The sequence below is a fragment of the Halolamina salifodinae genome, assembly GCF_017874235.1.
GTDB classification, from domain to species: Archaea; Halobacteriota; Halobacteria; order Halobacteriales; family Haloferacaceae; genus Halolamina; species Halolamina salifodinae.
This window is the reverse complement of sequence record NZ_JAGGLC010000001.1, coordinates 88,812-105,404: the sequence shown is the minus strand read 5'-3', so window position 1 is coordinate 105,404 and position 16,593 is coordinate 88,812. Positions and strand designations below refer to the sequence as shown.

The following is a 16,593-nucleotide window of genomic DNA, read 5'->3' as shown; positions in this document are numbered from 1 at the left end:
CCATGCGGGCCGTATCGGCCGGTCGGCGTAAAGTTCGACCGGCCAGCCGCGGGCCGGTGGAGTTTACCCGCCGGCGGGAGGTTCTCCATCTATGGAGTACGAGAACCTGCTTCGAGACTGGCTGTTGGGGTTGATCGCCGCGCTGCTGGCCGCCGTCGCGCTGTCGGCGACATCCGGCGGCGACGCCTACCTCGACGTGTTGGGACCGATCGTGATCGTCCTCGCAGTCGTGACGTTCCTCGCGTTCGTGATGCTCACCGGCGCGTTCCTCGTCTACACCGCCAGCTTCCGGGACTAGCCGGTTCCGGCGGCGTGCGTGACTTTTTGCCGTCGCGGCCCAACGGCGGGCCTATGGAGTACACCACGCTCGGCGACACGGGAATGCAGGTCTCGCGCATCGCGCTCGGCTGCATGAGCTTCGGCGACCCCTCGTGGCGCGACTGGGTGCTGGACGAGGAGGAGAGCCGGGAGCTGATCGACTGCGCGGTCGAATTCGGGATCAACTTCTTCGACACCGCCAATATGTACTCCCGCGGCGAGTCCGAGCGCATCCTCGGCGACGCGCTCGCGGAGTACGACCGCGACGAGATGGTCGTCGCCACCAAGGGCTTCTTCCAGATGCGGGAGGATGACCCCAACTCCGGCGGCCTCTCCCGGAAGGCACTGGAGCAGGAACTCGACGCCTCGCTCGACCGCCTCGGGATGGACACCGTCGACCTCTATCAGACCCACCGCTGGGACTACGACACGCCCATCGAGACGACGATGCGCGCGCTCGACGACGCGGTCCGCCGCGGGAAGGCCCGCCACGTCGGCGCGTCGTCGATGTGGGCCCACCAGTTCGCCGACGCGCTGGCCACCAGCGAGCGCGAGAACCTCGAACGCTACGCGACCATGCAGAACCACTACAACCTCCTCTACCGCGAGGAGGAACGCGAGATGCTGCCGATGACCCAGCGCGAGAACGTCGGCGTCATCCCGTGGTCGCCGCTGGCCCGTGGCTTCCTCGCGCGCCCCCACGAGGAGATCGAGACGACCACCCGCGGCCAGACCGAGACTGAGGCCGACCGCCACCCGTACCTCGAGAACGGCGGCCGCGAGGTGAACGAGCGCGTCGAGGAGCTGGCCAACGAGAAGGACCTGAAGATGGCCCAGATCGCGCTCTCGTGGCTGCTGCACAAGGACGCCGTCGACGCCCCCATCGTCGGCACCACCAGCGTCGAACATCTCGAGGACGCCGTCGAAGCACTGGACGTGTCGCTGAGCTCCTCCGAGATCGAGTACCTCGAGGAGCCGTACCAGCCGGTCGAGGTCTCGGGCCACCGCTGAGGCCCGGTTCGGGGTCGACGGCCTCGCCCGTGGATGCCTTTTTTGGTGCGGCTTGTGCCTCTCGTGTAGATGGGTCGCGACGGCGACGACAGTGAGTTCCGCTTCCTCGAAGACGCCGACCCCGACGCGACCAGCGACGCCGCCGAATCGAGTGCGTTCGAGTTCGGCGACGGCGTCGAGAGTGAGGACGAAGGGCAGGATTCCGAGGGAGAATCCGGAGACCACGGACCCGAGGGCCACAGCGACCACGGACACCACCCAGTCGTCGAGGACTGGCCCCGCGGCGTCGGCGAGGCGTCGTGGTGGCCGGTCGTCACCGCCCTCGGCGCCGCCGCCATCTACGTGAGCGCGGCGCTGTTCCTCCTCGGCCGGGGACGCAACTCCGTCGTCGGCCCCGGGGCAGGCCCGGCAGCGTTCGTCGGCGCCGTCGCACTCACGCTGTTCGGCGTCTACGGCTGGCTCTACCACGGCTTCCTCGCGCACTTCTGGACGCGCGGCACGGATCGCCGGAGTGCCCGGTCGTTCCGCTGGGCGATGCTGGCGTTCATCGCCTCCGAAATCGCGACGTTCGGCGCGCTGTTCGCCTACTACTTCTACATCCGTGCAGGAACGTGGCCGCCGGCGAACTCCACGCTCCCGGTCATCGACCTGCTGAACATATTGGTCGTGACCAACACCGCGGTGCTGGTGCTCTCCTCGGTCACGGTCCACTTCGCCCATCACGCGCTCGCGTCGGGCAATCGCGACCGGTTCCAGCGCCTGCTGGCGATCACCATCGGCCTCGGCGGCCTGTTCCTCGCGGGCCAACTCGTGGAGTACCACGAGTTCATCAATCAGGAGGGGTTCGACTGGACCAGTGGCCTGTTCGGCTCGGCGTTCTTCGGCCTGACGGGGCTCCACGGCCTGCACGTCGCGTTCGGGACGCTGCTGCTTGGGATCACCTACGTTCGCGGGCGGCAGGGCCAGTTCGACGGCGAGCGTGACCTCTCGGTCGCGCTGGTCTCGCTGTACTGGCACTTCGTCGACGCCGTCTGGATCTTCCTCGTGGCGGCACTCTACGCCGGGGCGTCGATCTACTGAAAATTCGGAAAACGGGAGCGTCGTTTCGCGGCGACGACGACCTAGATCAGGCCTTCCTCGGCCAGCCGCGAGAACCCCTCCTTCAGGCGCTCCTCGCTGGCAGCGTAGGAAATCCGGGCGTAGCCCGGGGCGTTGAACGCGCTGCCCGGAACGGTCGCCACGTGGGCGTCCTCGATGGCGGCGTCACACCACTCGACGTCGTCGGTCGGCCCCTCGTCGGTGGGGATCATGGCGTAGAACGCACCCTGCGGTCGCGGGATCATCTTCCCGCGGTCGGCCAGCAGGTCGACCACGAGGTCACGGCGCTTCTCGAACGCCTCGACCATCGTCGCCACCTCGGTCTCGACGCTGCGCAGCGCCTCGACGCCGGCGCGCTGGACGAAGTTCGGCGCGCAGGTCACCGAGTGACTGTGGATCTTCGACACCTGATCCACGAGCGGTTCCGGCGCCGCGAGGTAGCCGAGTCGCCAGCCAGTCATCGAGTAGGCCTTCGAGAAGCCGTTGACGGTCACCGTCCGCTCGGCCATCCCGTCGAAGGAGGCCAGCGAGGTCGGGTCGGCGTCGAACGTGATCTGGTCGTAAATCTCGTCGGCGACGACGGTCACGTCGTGTTCGACAGCCAGATCCCGGACGCCCGCCAGCGCGGCATCGGAGAAGACGGCGCCCGTCGGGTTCGACGGCGAGTTCACGATCAGCATCGACGTCTCGTCGGAGATTGCCGCCGCCAGATCGTCCAGTGCCGGCTCGAGATCGAAGTCGTGCTGGCCCAGATCCACGCGGGTGAGGTCCGCGCCCGCCAGCTTCGCGATGGCCTCGTAGGAGACCCACGCCGGGTCCAGCAGCACCACTTCGTCTCCCTCTTCGATCAGCGCCTGCACCGTCTCGAACAGCGCCTGCTTCGCGCCGGGCGTGACGACGACGTTCTCGGGGTCGGCGGGAACGCCCTTCCCCTTGAGGTCCTTCGAGATGGCCTTTCGAAGCTCCGGGATGCCGTTCGAGGACGTGTAGCCCGTGTGGCCCGCCGCGATAGCTTCCTGGCCGACCTCACGGACGCGCTCGGGCGTCGGGAAGTCCGGTTCGCCGACGGAGAGGTCGACGACGTCGACGCCCTCCTCCTCCAGCGCGCTAGCTTTGTTGCCGATAGCGATTGTCGCCGAGGGTTCGACGCGACCGACTCGCTCGGAGAACTCCCACTCGCGACTCATGGGAGGGCCTCCACGAGGTCGACCGCGGCGTCGACGGCCGCCGCACCCTTCTCGACGCGCTCGCGTGCCTCGGCGCCGCTCTGGCCCGGGCCGGTGATACCGTACGTGACCGGCGTGTCCCGGTCCAGCCCGACGGTCTGAAGCGACTGGGCGGTCGCGTCACTGATTACCTGATCGTGGTCGGTGTCGCCGGTGACGACCGCGCCGACGACGGCGACGGCGTCAATGTCATCCTGTCGGGCGAGCCGATCCGCCGCGATGGGGCTGTCGTACACGCCCGGGACCTGCACGGTTTCGGCGATGTCGACGCCATGGTCCGCCGCGGCGTCGGTTGCCGACTCCGCCATCGGTTCCGTGACGGAGGCGTTGAACTGCGCCACTACGAGTCCGAGATTCACCATACGCGATCCTTGGGATGAGCAATGAAAGAACTACCGAACCGGGGAACACCAGACGGCGGGGGCGGCCGATATCGGTGCCGCTACGGGGTGGAACACGGACAGAAACGCACAGCGGGCGGCGTGGGTGTCAGGCGTGGCTCAAGGCCAGTTGCCGTTGTCGGTAAAGGCGTCGACGACGCGCTGGATCGCGACCACGTAGGCGGCGGTCCGGAAGTTCGGCACGTCGAACGCCTCGTAGGCGGTCGTGAGGTCGTCGAACGCGTCCGTGATGACCGACTCCAGTTCCTCGTTGACACGCTCCTCGTCCCAGTAGAAGCGCTGGCGGTTCTGCACCCACTCGAAGTAGGAGACGGTCACGCCGCCGGCGTTGGCGAGGATGTCCGGGAACACGTGAACGTCCTTCGCGGTCAGCACGTCGTCGGCGTCGGGCGTGAGCGGGCCGTTCGCGGCCTCGACGATCACGTCGGCCTCGACGGCCTCTGCCAGGTCACCGTCGATGGCGTTCTCCAACGCGGCGGGGATCAGCAGGTCCACGTCCATCGTCAGCAGGTCCTCGTTGGTGAACTCCTCGACGGCCTCGTAGCCGGTCACGGAGCCAGTCGCGCGCTTGTGCTCCTTGACGTCGACGGGGTCGAACCCGTTGGGGTCGTAGATGGCGCCAGAGGAGTCGGAGACGGCGACGATGTTCGCGCCGAGTTCGTCGATGAGGTTTGCGGCGATCCAGCCCGCGTTCCCGAACCCTTGGACGGCGACGCTGGCGCCCTCGATGTCCCGGCCGAGATAGCCGAACGCCTCGCGGGCGGTCAGCATCGTGGAGCGACCGGTCGCCTCGACGCGGCCCTCGCTGCCGCCGGCCTCGATGGATTTCCCGGTGACGACGCCGGGCTCCGTGGTGTTCTCGAGGCTCTCGTAGGTGTCCTTGATCCAGTTCATCTCCCGCTGGCCGGTGTTCACGTCGGGTGCGGGGATGTCCTTGTCCTCGCCGATGAACGGCCGGAGTTCCTTCGCGAAGCTCCGCGTGATACGCTCCAGTTCGGCCGCGGAGTACTCTGCGGGGTCGATGACGATCCCCCCTTTCCCGCCGCCGTAGGGGACGCCCGCGACCGCGCACTTGTACACCATCCAGCCCGAGAGCGCCTTGACCTCGTCGCGGTCGACGCCCGGGTGGTAGCGAATCCCCCCTTTGTAGGGGCCTCGGTCACCGTTGAACTCCGATCGGAACGCCTTGAAGCGCTCGATCGACCCGTCCTCCATGTCCACAGTGAGGTTGGTCTCGAGGACGCGCTCTGGGTACTTGAGCCGCTGAATGACGTCGTCGTCGACGTCCAGATAGGCGGCGGCGTCGTCGATCTGCTCCTGCAGACTCTCGAACGGGTTTGCCTCGTCTGACATTCCGGAGAGAGTATCGGCACTGCTCCGAATAAGCCTGCCGAAGTCGTGGTAGGAAAGATGATGACGGTCTACTGGTGGGCCGCGGCGGCCCGCTCCAGCACGCGCTCAGCCTGTGCGATCAGCGGCGCGTCGATCATCTCGCCGTCGACGCTGAACACTGCCCGGCCCTCGGCGGCGGCCTCGTCGCGTGCGTCGATCACGCGTTCGGCCCACTCCACGCGCTCGGCCGGCGGCGTGAACGCGTCGTTGATCACGCTCACCTGCGCGGGGTGGATCGCCAGCTTGCCGTCGTAGCCGAGTTCCAGTGTGAACTCGGTCTCCTCGCGCAGCCCCTCCGTGTCCTCGTAGTCGGTGTAGACCGTGTCGATGGCGTCGACGCCCGCCGCGCTGGCCGCGAGCAGCACGCGCTGGCGCGCGTGGAGGATTTCCGTCCCCTCGCCGGTCCGGGTCGCGCCCAGATCCGCCGCGAGGTCCTCGCCGCCGAACGCGACGGCGTCGGTCGCGCGCTCGTCGGCGATGGCCTCGACGTTCAGCACGCCGCGGGCGGTCTCCACCAGCGCGATCACGGCGGCGTCGGAGTCGTGCTCGTCGAGCAGGTCGTCGATCCAACTTACGTCCTTTGCCTCGACGACTTTCGGCACCATCACACCGTCGAGGCGAACTGATTCGGGGTCGTCGCCGAGTACCGCGTCCAGGTCGGCGGCGGCGTCGACGCTCACCCGGACGGTCACCTCACAGTCCGGGTCGAACTCGGGGGCGGCGAGCACGTCGTGGACCGCCGTCCGGGCCTCGGCCTGCTTGCTCGGGGCGACGGCGTCCTCCAGGTCGAAACAGACCGTGTCGGCGCCCGATTTCGGGGCCTTGCGCATCAGTTCCGGGCGGTCAGCGGGCGAGAACAGGATGCTTCTGCGTGCCATATTCACGCCTCGGCCGGCACCGAGTTAACTGGCCGGGATCGGGAGATTCCGACGCGGCTGGCGCCTGCGGCCGTTACCGCGACTGGCCTCGACGACCCGCGGCCCAGCCGGGGGCCATCGAAGCCTGGGAGCGCGACGAGCCGGCAGCGTTTTCGGCCGACCGGCCGACCCGGGGGTATGCCCGGACGCTACTACGAGGAGTTCGAGGTCGGCGAGACAATCGAGCACGCGAAGCGCCGCACCGTCTCGGAGTCGGACAACCAGACGTTCTGCGACATGACGATGAACCAGCAGCCACTCCACCTCGACGCCGAGTTCGCCGAGGAGACGCAGTTCGGCGGCCGACTGGTCAACGGCCTCTACACCATGTCGCTGGCGGTGGGGCTCTCCATCCCCGACACCACCGACGGCACCATCGTCGCCAACCTCTCCTACGACAACGTGGAGCACCCCAACCCCGTGTTCCACGGCGACACCATCTACGCACGGACGACGGTGACGGACAAGCGCGAGACCAGCGACGGCGAGCGCGGCATCGTGGAGATGCATGTGGAGACCTACAAAGTCGAGTCGGAGGGAGAAGACACGCTCGTCTGTGAGTTCGACCGGACGGCGCTGAGCCTGAAACGCGAGTACGCCGAGTAGCGCGCCCCGCCTACAGCACCGTGCCGTGTTTCTTGTCGGGCAGGTCTTTCTGGACGTCCTCGTAGAACGCAAAGCGGTTGACCAGTTCCTGCCGGAGCGACGACGGCGGCACCACGTCGTCGATGACGACTTCGCTGGCCATCCGATGAACGTCGATGTCCTGCCGGTACTCCTCGCGGAGTTCCTGCTCGCGCTGTTTGCGCTCCTCGGGGTCGTCGATGGCGTCGAGCTTCCGGGCATAGACGGCGTTGATCGCCGCCTCGGGGCCCATGATCGCGATCTCGCCGGAGGGGAGCCCGATGACGCTCTCGGGGTCGTACGCCGGGCCGCCCATCGCGTAGATGCCGGCGCCGTAGGCCTTCCGCACGACGACGGTCTGCTTGGGTACGGTCGCCGAGGAGGTGGCGTAGATCATCTTCTTGCCCTTCTCGAGGATGGCGTCCTTCTCCACGTCCGAGCCAGCCATGAACCCCGGCGTGTCACAGAGGTAGAGCAGCGGGATCTCGTAGGCGTCGCAGGTCCAGATGAACTCGGCGGCCTTCTCGGCGGCGTCGGGGAAGATGGCGCCCGAGCGGTGGTTCGGCTGATTGGCGACGACGCCGACCGGGCGGCCGTCGATCTTCGCGAACGCGGTGACGATCTCCTGGCCGTACTCCGGCTTCATCTCCATGACCGACTCGGCGTCGCAGATGCGGTCCAGCAGGTCGTGAACGTCGTAGGCCCTGTTCGGCGCGTCCGGGATCACCTCGTCGATCCCCTCGGGCGAGAACGTGGGGTTCTCGGGCTCCGAGCGCGGCGGCTTCTCGCCCGCCTTGTCCGGGAGATACTGCATCAGTTTCGCGGCCATCGCGCGGGCTTCGCGCTCGTCTTTCGCGACGAGGTCGGCGCTCCCGGAGTGTTTGGCGTGGACCGCGGGGCCGCCCAGATCCGCCATCTCGATCTCCTCGCCGGTAACCATCTTCACCATCCGCGGGGAGGCGATGGCCATCGCGGACATCTCCTCGACCATGATGGTGAAGTCGGCGAACACCGGGGTGTAGGCGGCGCCGGCGATGCAGGGGCCGTAGAGGACGCAGATCTGCGGGACGTAGCCCGAGAGCATCGAGTGGTTGTAGTAGTACTTCCCGATCCCCTCCCGGTTGGCGAAGAAGCCCGACTGCTCGTCGATCCGGCCCCCCGAGGAGTCCATCAGGTAGAGGACCGGGTTCCCGGACTTGAGCGCGCGCTGCTGCATCCGGAGGAACTTCTCGACGCCGCGGCCCGCCATCGACCCCGCCTTGACGGTGAAGTCGTTGGCCATCCAGTGGACGTCGCGGTCCTCGAACGTCGCCGCGCCGGTGAGTAGGCCGTCGCCCGGCAGGCGGGTGCCCTCGTCGTACTCCTCGACCTCTGGGGAGTCGGGGTGCCACTCGTCGAAGGCGGCAAACTTCCCGTCCTCGAACTGGATGCCGTCGGCGGCGTCCTCGCGGTCGGCGTCGCCCGGGCCGCCGTCGCCCCCTTCGCCGAACCAGAGGTCCAGCCGGTCCCGGACGAACAGTTTGCCCTGTTCGGGCAGGCGTTCCTTATACTTCTCGGGGCCGCCGCCGAGGATCTCCTCGATCTCCTCGCGGAGCTGTTCCTCGCGCTCGGTCGGCCCGAGGTCGTCGTCCAGTGGATACTCCGTCTCGGGGGCCGCGGCCGTCGCGGCTGGCTCGTCGGCGTCGCCGACCAGCAGTTCGATGTCGGCGCCGAGATGCTCTGCCAGCGCGGCGGCGACCGCCGACGCTTCCTCGTCGGTGGCGCCCTCGCCGATGCGGACGTGCATGCGGGAGCCGTCGACCGAACGGGGCAAAAAGGGTCCGAAAGCGCGACCGGAGCGAATCGCCGCGAGAACCTACTCGTACTCGTAGAAGCCGCGCCCGGTTTTCTTGCCGAGGTCGCCCGCCTCGACCTTGCGCTTCAGCAGGTACGCCGGCGTGTAGCGGTCGCCGAGTTCCTCGTGGAGCGTCTCGCTGGCGTGGAGACAGACGTCGAGGCCGATGTGGTCTGCGAGTTCGAGCGGGCCCATCGGGACGTTCGTCCCCAACGTCATCCCGCGGTCGATGTCCTCCTTCTCGGCGACGCCCTCGTCGAACGCGCGGATCCCCTCGTTGATCCACGGCATCAGGATGCGGTTCGTGACGAAGCCGGGCTTGTCGTCGGACTCCCAGGTCTCCTTCTCGAGGTCCTCCGCGAGCGCGTGCGCGAGGTCGGTCGCGGTCTTGCTCGTGCGCTCGCCCGTGACCACCTCGACGCCGTCCATGATCGGGACGGGGTTCATGAAGTGGAGCCCGACGACGGAGGCGGCGCGTTCAGTCGCACTCGCGATGGTCGTGATCGAGAGCGTCGACGTGTTGGTCGCCAGCAGCGCCTCTTCGTCGGCGATCTCGTTCAGATCACCGAAGATCGACTGCTTGAGGTCCATCTCCTCGGGGGCGGCTTCGACGACGACCTCCGCGTCCGCGAGGTCGTCGAGTTCAGTCGTGCCCGTGATCCGGTCCAGTGCGGCGTCGGCCTCGGACTCCGAGAGCGCGTCGCGGTCCACGAGGGGGGAGAGCGAGTCCTCGATGGTCTCGAAGCCGCGGTCCACGAACGACTGCTCGATATCCCGCATCACCACGTCGTAGCCGGCCGTTGCGGCGACCTGCGCGATGCCGGCGCCCATGGTCCCTGCGCCGACGACGCCCACCGTCTCCACGTCTTGCAGTTCGTACATGAGCGGCGCTCGGCCCGGCAGGACCGTAAGGGTAGCGACAACCGCTCGACTGCGCCCGCCTCTCCACGAGTAATGCCGAATTCACACCGTTGGGGCGCTCTCGCGGCGGTGTGGGGCAACAGGTTCACACAAACTTTCAAGTACCTTTGGGAACGAGAGTGAGGTAGTTCCGTGACCCGCCTGCTAGAGCATCTCATGGTCGACGCCGGCGAGACCGAGCGTCGATCCGTCGACGATCCAACCGACCTGAAGTACGTCGGTCCGGTCACCGCGGGCGCGATCGAGGCGGCCGGATTCTCCGCCCAGGCGGTCGCTGACAAGGAGGTTTCCTACCGCATGCTGCTCGACGCCGGGGTCAACCCCGGCGTCGCAGCGAAGATCCGCCGCCATCACTCGCTGGCGTGGTCGTTCGACAACGACGGCGATCTGGACCGCCGCTCAGCGCAGGTCCGCGGCCTGCAGGACGAGGAGGCGGCATGGATCGCCGACAGCGGCGTCGGCGAGGAGGCGGCCGACGAGGAAGCCACTGAGACACAGCCCCAACCGACCGACGACGAGGCAGACGAGGAGGCAGCGTGGGTCGCCGACTCCGCGGACGGCGAGGACGCCGTCGACGGGGTCGAGGACGCTGGCGGGACGGCCGACGACGAAGCGGCCTGGGTGGCCGGTGCCACCGACGGCGACGCCGGCGAGTCGGCCACTGCCGACGGGAGCGGCGACCCGTTGGCGGCCGAGGCGGCGTGGCGCGAGCGCTCGAAGCCGACGCCGCTGACCGAGATTTCGGGGGTCGGCGACAGCTACGCCGACCGACTCGCGGAGGCGGGGGTCACCTCGATCCGGTCGCTCGCGACTGCCAGCCCCGAACTGCTTTCCGACGTGACAGGTATCGACGAGGAGCGTCTCCGGCGCTGGCACCGCGCGGCCAGCGAACTGGCCGACTGAGTCGGGGTCCCCGACCGACGAAGGCTTTATACTCGCAGAATCAGCATCAGTAGTTAGATGTATCACTCCGGGGAGACGGTCGGGTCGAGCGCCGGTCCGGAGGGACGACGCCGATGAGTATCGACATCGCGACCCGCGGGACCTCGCTTCACGTCACCGACAGTATCGAGCAGCGCCAGTGCGTGCTGCGGATACCCGAACCCGCGTCCACGACATCGGTCGCCGGCGACCGGTTCTACTTCCCCGTCGACGCCGCCGCCCGGATCGACACCGAGAGCGTGACGCTGGGGAGCTACGTCGCGACGTTCGTCCGGAACGGCGCGGGCGACGTCGTAGCCCAGCTGGACCGCGTCGACGAGATCAGCCTCCCGGCCGGCGAGTACCTGATCGAACTCGAACAGCCGGTGAAGCTCTACGTGCAGGTCGAGGGCTCGCTCTCCGTCGAGACCAACGGCGTGACGACCACCGTCGGCACGCATGGGGACCTGTTCATCGCCGGGCGCTCCCGACATAACCACCCAGCGGGAACCATCACGACGACCAGCGAGCCCCGGGACATGATGCGGGCCGTCTCGGCACTCTCCTCCTCGCTGAAGACGACCTCCGTCGAGCGCTCCTACCCGACGCTGCGGGGCCACCCGCCCGAGGTGGCGGTCGGCGACGAACTCTCGATCCCGGCGGGGATGCGCGCCGCCGACGGCGGCGTCCGGATCGAGGTGCCCCAGCATCTGCGCTTTGTCTACCCCGTCGCCCCGCTGGCGTTCTACCTCGGTGCCGAAGTCGTCCCGGGGGCAGTGCCGCGGCTGGTGGGCGAGGACGGGTTCAGCTACCGCCTCGACGGCCCCAGCGGCTTCGAGAACACGGTCGCCGAGACGCTCAAACAGACGCTGCTGTTCGACTGCGTCGCCCGGACGGAGGGGTTCTACGAGGTCGACCTCGCGGAGCGCGCGGACGTCGACGCCCGCATCGACCTCGACTGGGGCGACCTCTACGACCGCTCGCTCTCCGAGCAGTTGGACGCCTATCTCTCGGTGTCCTACGACCGCATCGCGGACTGCGTCCCCGAGTGGAAGACGGCGGGCTACATGGCGCCGGACCCGGAGAACGCCGAACTCCTACCGTACCTGCTCGACGATCTGGCGGCGATCCGGACCCCCGCCGGCGAGTCGACCACGGCCGAGCAGGTCCAGGCCGATTCCCTGTTCGACTTCGCGCGCGCCGGCGGCGCTGTCGACAAGCAAGCGCTGGCTGGGGCCACGCGCGCCGCCGGATCGTCGACTCGGGCCGCGGACACGCCGACCGAGCGCGCGCGCACCCCTGAGGGGCCGCTGCCGGACCTGGTCGACCCCGAACCGACGGAGGCGTTCGAGACGGTCTGGGCCGACGAGGGCGTCCCCGTCGGCGCGACGAAGGCGTCGGTCGACGGCTACCGCAACGGCCTCGAACACATGCCCTCCGAGGAGATCGGCGTCACCGTCGTCGTCAACGACGAGGGGATGACCGAGGAGGGCGACATCGCCGAGGAGGTGTACGGCGACGACGCGGAGTTCCCGTTCGACCTCCGGGTGTACCGCAATCTCACGACGGACCAACTCAAGGCCGTTCTGGAGACCGAGCGGGAGTTCCTCCACTACATCGGCCACGTCGAGGCCGACGGGTTCGAGTGTACAGACAGTCGGCTGGACGCACGCGAACTCGACTTCGTCGGCGTCGACGCGTTCTTCCTCAACGGCTGTGCCTCCTACGACCAGGGGATGGCGCTGCTGGAGAACGGCGCCGCTGGGGGCGTCGTCACGGTGACGGAAGTGGTCAACAGCGGGGCGACCCGGGTCGGGAAGGCGATGGTGAAGCTACTCAACCACGGGTTCCCGCTCAACGCGGCGCTCTCGGTCGCCGGCGAACAGTCGTTCGTCGGCGGGCAGTACTCCGTGGTCGGGGACGGGGACTTGGACATCGCACAGCGGAGTAGTCTAGGAGCGCCGTTGACAACAATTGAGGATTCGGAAAACGGATATACAGTCTCTCTGAGAGTATATCCTACTGCTGACCTATCTGTCGGCTCCTTCTCGAACACGATATTCGACGAGTCGCGCCACTATCTCACTCCGGGAAGCGTCGACGACATCCATTACACGAGTGCGGAGCGACTGGAGGATCTGCTTCAAAAGGGCGGTGGACTCGTTCGCTACGACGGAGAAATTCTCTGGCCCAACGACGTCGATCTACGGTGATTTTCGAGTAAGTCTGCTTTACGGGCCGGCGACGTCGTAAGAGTTCGCTGCCACACTCCCGGCCTGGGAGAGGAACAGCATCATCGTGAACAGGACGCCCATCATCTTCGGGTGCTCCGCAAGGTAGGACTGAAGTTCGGACATTACACTCCATGAGAACCGATCTCTATACTTGTGGATAGATATTCCTCCGTTTGATATTAGGAGTTAATAAGCCTTCAACGACTGAATCGACTGCAGTATTGTGAACTGATGGCCGTTCGGACTAAAGCATTGTCCAGACTGAACGGTTAATTTCAAGGAGTCGTTCGAAAGCTGTTTTCATCTTTCGTGATGACGAGGCGGTGAAGCCGTCTCAAACCATGGCGGAGTGAGTTGATCGATCGGGAAAGAGACCCGATATGATACGGGGCACCCAATCGCCTCCCGATGTTTAAGAACTATTCCGCACACGACTGAAACATGGAGATCCGGCGTACCGTCCCCGTTAAGCTCGTTATTCCAGACGAGCGACGCGAGGATCTCCACGAATCCGCTCGACAAGTAGACGTGCGTGTGAATGGTGGGATGTTGAACGGCGAGAGTCACCGGCCTATTGCCGGAGACTGATGCCCGGAGTCCACATCAAAGCTTCACCCCAAAAACCGAAGCGCGTATGCGCCGAGGGAATAGGGTGGTGTAGTTTACTCCAGATACCCCAGATCCTCGAGTTGCTCGGCGATCTCCTCGAACTCCGCCTCCGTGAGTTCGCCGCGCTGTTGATGTTTGATCACGATGCTGCGCAGCAGGAATCGCACGAGGTCGCTCGTACTCGAGAAGCTCGTGCCCTCGATGGTCTCGTCGACGCGGTCGGCGAGTTCGGTCGGGATGGAGACGGTGGTGTAGTCGGTCATACCCGTGGTGGGGTACGCGGGCGGAAAAACGCGCCGGCCACGGTCGGCGTCGCCGCCGATCAGTCCTCGTCGAGGGACTTGATCCGGTCGAGCTGCTCGCGATGGAGGGTGAGGATCAGGTCCGAGAGCACGCCGAACATCACCAGTTGGACGCCGAGGATGATCCCCGCGGCGCCCGCCAGCGCGAGCACGTTGTGGGGAATCCCGTAGACGAACCACTCGAAGCCGACGTACGCCGCGAGCAGCAGGCCGGCGACGCCCGAGACGACGCCGACGCTCCCGAAGTAAAAGAGGGGGTTGCTCGTCTTCGCGCGCCGGAACAGTTCGAGGAAGATGATGCTCCCGTCCCGGATGGGGTGGAGGTTCGTACTCGATCCGGCGGGGCGCTTGCGGTAGGTGATGGGGACGACGGTGGTGGGGATGTCCCGCTTCGCGCATTCGACGGCCATCTCGGTCTCGATCCCGAAGCCGTCGGCCGACAGCTGCATACGCTCGAAGGACGCCCGGGTGAACGCGCGGTAGCCGCTGAGGATGTCCGCGAACGACTCGCCGTGGATCGTCGCGAACAGGCGGTTCGTGAGTTTGTTGCCCACCTGGTTCAGCTTAGTCATCGCGCCCGCCTCCATGTCGGCGAACCGGTCGCCGATCACGTGCTCGGACCCCTCGGCGAGAGGGGGGAGCATCTGGTCGGCGTCTTCGGCCTTGTACGTGCCGTCGCCGTCGGCCATCAGGACGTACTCCCGGTCGATGTGGTCGCTGACGGCCTCACGGATGGCCTGGCCCTTCCCGGTGCCGGACTGAACCTCGACGCGCGCGCCGTGCTCGCGGGCGATCTCGCGCGTGTCGTCGTCGGAGTCGCCGTCCATCACGAGCACGTCGTCGAACCCTTCGGCCTGGAAGCCGTCGACGCAGTCGCCGATGGTGGCGGCCTCGTCGTAGGTGGGCAAGAGGACGGTGACGTGCTCGCGGTCGGGCATCTCGTTTTGGGTGTGGTAGTGGGTGGAGTGAAAAGGCTTCTACTTGGGGCGGGCGGTGTTCGGACGTCGTCGCACTCGTCGGGCCTTCCTCCTAGCCACACAACCGGGTCACCGACGGCAGTGCCTGTCAACAGCGACGCGAGCGTGCCGTCCTGAGTGCGGAAGCGATTGCGCAACACCGGCCAGCATCCGAAATCGCGCCGACTTTCGTTGTGATTCGGCCCAACACTTATTGTGATGGGGTAGGGACCAACAGTTGTAGATGGCACCCGCCGACGACGTGATGGAGCTCGTCGACGAGAGTTTCAAGCCGGAGGGGAACACCATCGTTCGCATCCGTATCCTCGCGGTTCCGGACTCGGAGAAGTTCCCTGAAGGCGTGAAATACCGACTCCACTATGGCACGGTCGGCGGCGACACAATCGTCAGATACGATAACTCCCACGGCGTCCATGAGCGGCATACCCCAGACGGACTGGACGATGACTACGAATTCCCGGGGTACAGCGAGGTGCAAGCCCGCTTTCGCTGGGAAGTCGATGTGCTCGGGCCATAGGGTCTCGGGCGTTCTGTCGGTGGGTGCCACTACGGAGCAAGCCAATGTCCCAGAAAACACTCGTCGTGACAGTCGGAACACTGGAGGAGATGATGGATCGAACGGAGGATGCGATGGAGGCTGCCCTCGAAGGTGACCTCCCGGAAGAAGCGCCGCCGAGTCGGGTCACGTTCGAGGATCCGGATGAGCTCCTGCGTGTGTTCAGTCCGCGCGCTATCGAGCTCCTTCGCGTAATTGCCCAGGAGGAGCCCGCCAGTATGCGTGAGGCGGCGCGGCTCGTGGACCGAGACATCAAGGACGTTTCCCGGAACCTGAATCAGCTGGCGGAGTTCGGCGTCGTCGAGTTCGAGCAGGAGGGCCGCTCGAAGCGGCCGGTGGTTCCGTTCGACGACATCGAGGTCCACCTGTCGCTGCGAGACGATGCGGAGTCCGGTAATCGGTCGAAGGCACCGACGTAGCGAGGTGCCATCGCGGCGATGGGACGCTCTTCTGGATTCCGCTGACTGACAACCAACCGTGGATATGGGCTCCTGACCATATCTTTTTACCTCTGGGGTTTGTACCATAGGTTGTCGATGGTGCATGCGGTCATCGAGGATGTCGAAGTACGAGAGGGAACTCGAGTGGTGCGGCGGCGCATCATTCGGACGGATGACCCTCAGTACCCGAGCGGATTTCGGTACTCGCTGCACTACGGCTACGTCGACGGCCGCGGCACCATATTGCGCTACGACAACGAGAACGAAACTGTCGGGCGCCACGAGCGCCACGATACTGAGGGCGTCGCCCGTATCGAGTTCCCCGGAGTGATGGAGCTCCGGGAGCGATTCCTGAACAAAATCGAGGATTTGCCATGACCACCGACACGCTAAAAATCACGTACGGACAGCGCGATGAACTCCGCGAGGCGGGCCGTGAGCGGCTCCAGCGCGCGCTCGATGGCGAGACCGGCGACGCAGTCGAGCAGGACGACCGGTTCGTTCTGGACTTCGAGAGCTACGCCGACGTCGCTCAGCTGATGCGGACCGCGAACCTCGAGCTACTGGAGGCTATCGTCGAGGGGGAACCGGCGAGCATCAGCGAGGCCGCACGAGCAGTCAGTCGGGACTACAAGGAGGTTCACCGGAACCTGACGGAGTTGGAAGATCTCGGCGTCGTCGAGTTCGAACAGGACGGCGCGAGCAAGAAGCCGGTCCTCCGTGGGGGAGCGAAGACCATCGACTTCTCGTTGCAGTTCCCCGGAGACGTGGGCGGGGACCGGACTGGAGCGTCGGCGTAGGGACATTGCTGC

General features: G+C 66.4%; 19 protein-coding genes and 1 pseudogene. 11 read left to right on the top strand and 9 right to left on the bottom strand.

Translation table 11 applies throughout. The annotated features are described in order from the left end of the window. Window positions 1-91: 91 nt before the first annotated feature. The 3 genes from J2753_RS00530 (at window position 92) to J2753_RS00520 (ending at window position 2,409) form a co-directional block, all read left to right on the top strand. The gene (locus J2753_RS00530) at window positions 92-298 is read left to right on the top strand and encodes a hypothetical protein (protein WP_209489403.1); all 207 of its coding nucleotides are present in this window, start codon (window positions 92-94) and stop codon (window positions 296-298) included. Between the two features lie 53 nt (window positions 299-351). Further along, on the top strand, window positions 352-1,329 hold the full coding sequence (locus J2753_RS00525) for an aldo/keto reductase (RefSeq protein ID WP_209489401.1): 978 nt from the start codon (window positions 352-354) through the stop codon (window positions 1,327-1,329). 69 nt (window positions 1,330-1,398) lie between these two features. Further along, entirely contained in the window at window positions 1,399-2,409 is a 1,011-nt protein-coding gene (locus J2753_RS00520; RefSeq protein WP_245334403.1) for a cytochrome c oxidase subunit 3, read from the top strand. Between the two features lie 41 nt (window positions 2,410-2,450). On the opposite strand, the gene J2753_RS00515 is transcribed toward J2753_RS00520, so the two are convergent. The 4 genes from J2753_RS00515 to J2753_RS00500 form a co-directional block, all read right to left on the bottom strand. Beyond that, on the bottom strand, window positions 2,451-3,614 hold the full coding sequence (locus J2753_RS00515) for a pyridoxal phosphate-dependent aminotransferase (RefSeq protein WP_209489399.1): 1,164 nt from the start codon (window positions 3,612-3,614) through the stop codon (window positions 2,451-2,453). Further along, complete coding sequence (gene ribH, locus J2753_RS00510) at window positions 3,611-4,015, bottom strand: 6,7-dimethyl-8-ribityllumazine synthase (protein ID WP_209489397.1); 405 nt, start codon at window positions 4,013-4,015, stop codon at window positions 3,611-3,613. Before ribH ends, J2753_RS00515 begins: the two co-directional genes overlap by 4 nt. A 138-nt stretch (window positions 4,016-4,153) precedes the next feature. Further along, the gene (locus J2753_RS00505; RefSeq protein ID WP_209489395.1) at window positions 4,154-5,407 is read right to left on the bottom strand and encodes a Glu/Leu/Phe/Val family dehydrogenase; all 1,254 of its coding nucleotides are present in this window, start codon (window positions 5,405-5,407) and stop codon (window positions 4,154-4,156) included. A 68-nt stretch (window positions 5,408-5,475) separates the two neighbouring features. After that, window positions 5,476-6,324, bottom strand: coding sequence for an HpcH/HpaI aldolase/citrate lyase family protein (locus tag J2753_RS00500; RefSeq protein ID WP_209489393.1), 849 nt, complete (start codon window positions 6,322-6,324; stop codon window positions 5,476-5,478). A gap of 177 nt (window positions 6,325-6,501) precedes the next feature. On the opposite strand from J2753_RS00500, the gene J2753_RS00495 reads away from it, so the two are divergent. Further along, window positions 6,502-6,969, top strand: coding sequence for a MaoC family dehydratase (locus J2753_RS00495; RefSeq protein ID WP_209489392.1), 468 nt, complete (start codon window positions 6,502-6,504; stop codon window positions 6,967-6,969). Between the two features lie 10 nt (window positions 6,970-6,979). On the opposite strand, the gene J2753_RS00490 is transcribed toward J2753_RS00495, so the two are convergent. Together J2753_RS00490 and J2753_RS00485 are read right to left on the bottom strand one after the other, a co-directional pair. Beyond that, window positions 6,980-8,773, bottom strand: coding sequence for an acyl-CoA carboxylase subunit beta (locus tag J2753_RS00490; RefSeq protein ID WP_209489390.1), 1,794 nt, complete (start codon window positions 8,771-8,773; stop codon window positions 6,980-6,982). 69 nt (window positions 8,774-8,842) lie between these two features. Further along, window positions 8,843-9,703: a 3-hydroxyacyl-CoA dehydrogenase family protein gene (locus J2753_RS00485; protein ID WP_209489388.1), complete on the bottom strand. Its 861-nt coding sequence runs from the start codon at window positions 9,701-9,703 to the stop codon at window positions 8,843-8,845. A 171-nt stretch (window positions 9,704-9,874) separates the two neighbouring features. Here J2753_RS00485 and J2753_RS00480 point away from each other — a divergent pair, with 171 nt between their 5' ends. Together J2753_RS00480 and J2753_RS00475 are read left to right on the top strand one after the other, a co-directional pair. Further along, window positions 9,875-10,645: a DUF7409 domain-containing protein gene (locus tag J2753_RS00480; protein ID WP_209489386.1), complete on the top strand. Its 771-nt coding sequence runs from the start codon at window positions 9,875-9,877 to the stop codon at window positions 10,643-10,645. Window positions 10,646-10,758: 113 nt separating this feature from the next. Then, entirely contained in the window at window positions 10,759-12,876 is a 2,118-nt protein-coding gene (locus tag J2753_RS00475; RefSeq protein WP_209489384.1) for a hypothetical protein, read from the top strand. Window positions 12,877-12,894: 18 nt separating this feature from the next. Here J2753_RS00475 and J2753_RS14500 read toward each other — a convergent pair whose 3' ends face one another. Continuing rightward, window positions 12,895-13,020, bottom strand: a complete 126-nt coding sequence (locus J2753_RS14500) for a DUF7503 family protein (protein WP_281064166.1) — start codon at window positions 13,018-13,020, stop codon at window positions 12,895-12,897. A 318-nt stretch (window positions 13,021-13,338) separates the two neighbouring features. Between J2753_RS14500 and J2753_RS14700 the strand changes: the two are divergent. After that, a pseudogene (locus J2753_RS14700) lies at window positions 13,339-13,419 on the top strand (transposase); the annotation flags it as partial. A 140-nt stretch (window positions 13,420-13,559) separates the two neighbouring features. Here the strand turns inward: J2753_RS14700 and J2753_RS00470 are convergent. Then, window positions 13,560-13,769, bottom strand: coding sequence for a ribbon-helix-helix domain-containing protein (locus J2753_RS00470; RefSeq protein WP_209489382.1), 210 nt, complete (start codon window positions 13,767-13,769; stop codon window positions 13,560-13,562). A gap of 59 nt (window positions 13,770-13,828) precedes the next feature. Continuing rightward, window positions 13,829-14,746: an S-layer glycoprotein N-glycosyltransferase AglJ gene (gene aglJ / locus J2753_RS00465; protein WP_209489380.1), complete on the bottom strand. Its 918-nt coding sequence runs from the start codon at window positions 14,744-14,746 to the stop codon at window positions 13,829-13,831. A gap of 262 nt (window positions 14,747-15,008) precedes the next feature. Here aglJ and J2753_RS00460 point away from each other — a divergent pair, with 262 nt between their 5' ends. From J2753_RS00460 to J2753_RS00445, 4 genes are all read left to right on the top strand, one after another. Then, window positions 15,009-15,302 carry a toxin-antitoxin system TumE family protein gene (locus tag J2753_RS00460; protein ID WP_209489378.1) on the top strand — a complete coding sequence of 98 codons (294 nt, stop codon included), beginning with the start codon at window positions 15,009-15,011 and terminating at the stop codon, window positions 15,300-15,302. Window positions 15,303-15,346: 44 nt separating this feature from the next. After that, window positions 15,347-15,760 (top strand): HVO_A0114 family putative DNA-binding protein, encoded by a 414-nt coding sequence (locus J2753_RS00455; RefSeq protein ID WP_209489377.1) that lies wholly within the window; start codon window positions 15,347-15,349, stop codon window positions 15,758-15,760. Between the two features lie 117 nt (window positions 15,761-15,877). Continuing rightward, the gene (locus tag J2753_RS00450; RefSeq protein WP_209489375.1) at window positions 15,878-16,159 is read left to right on the top strand and encodes a toxin-antitoxin system TumE family protein; all 282 of its coding nucleotides are present in this window, start codon (window positions 15,878-15,880) and stop codon (window positions 16,157-16,159) included. Then, the gene (locus tag J2753_RS00445) at window positions 16,156-16,581 is read left to right on the top strand and encodes an HVO_A0114 family putative DNA-binding protein (protein ID WP_209489373.1); all 426 of its coding nucleotides are present in this window, start codon (window positions 16,156-16,158) and stop codon (window positions 16,579-16,581) included. The genes J2753_RS00450 and J2753_RS00445 overlap by 4 nt, the downstream gene beginning before the upstream one ends. The last annotated feature ends 12 nt before the right edge of the window (window positions 16,582-16,593 follow it).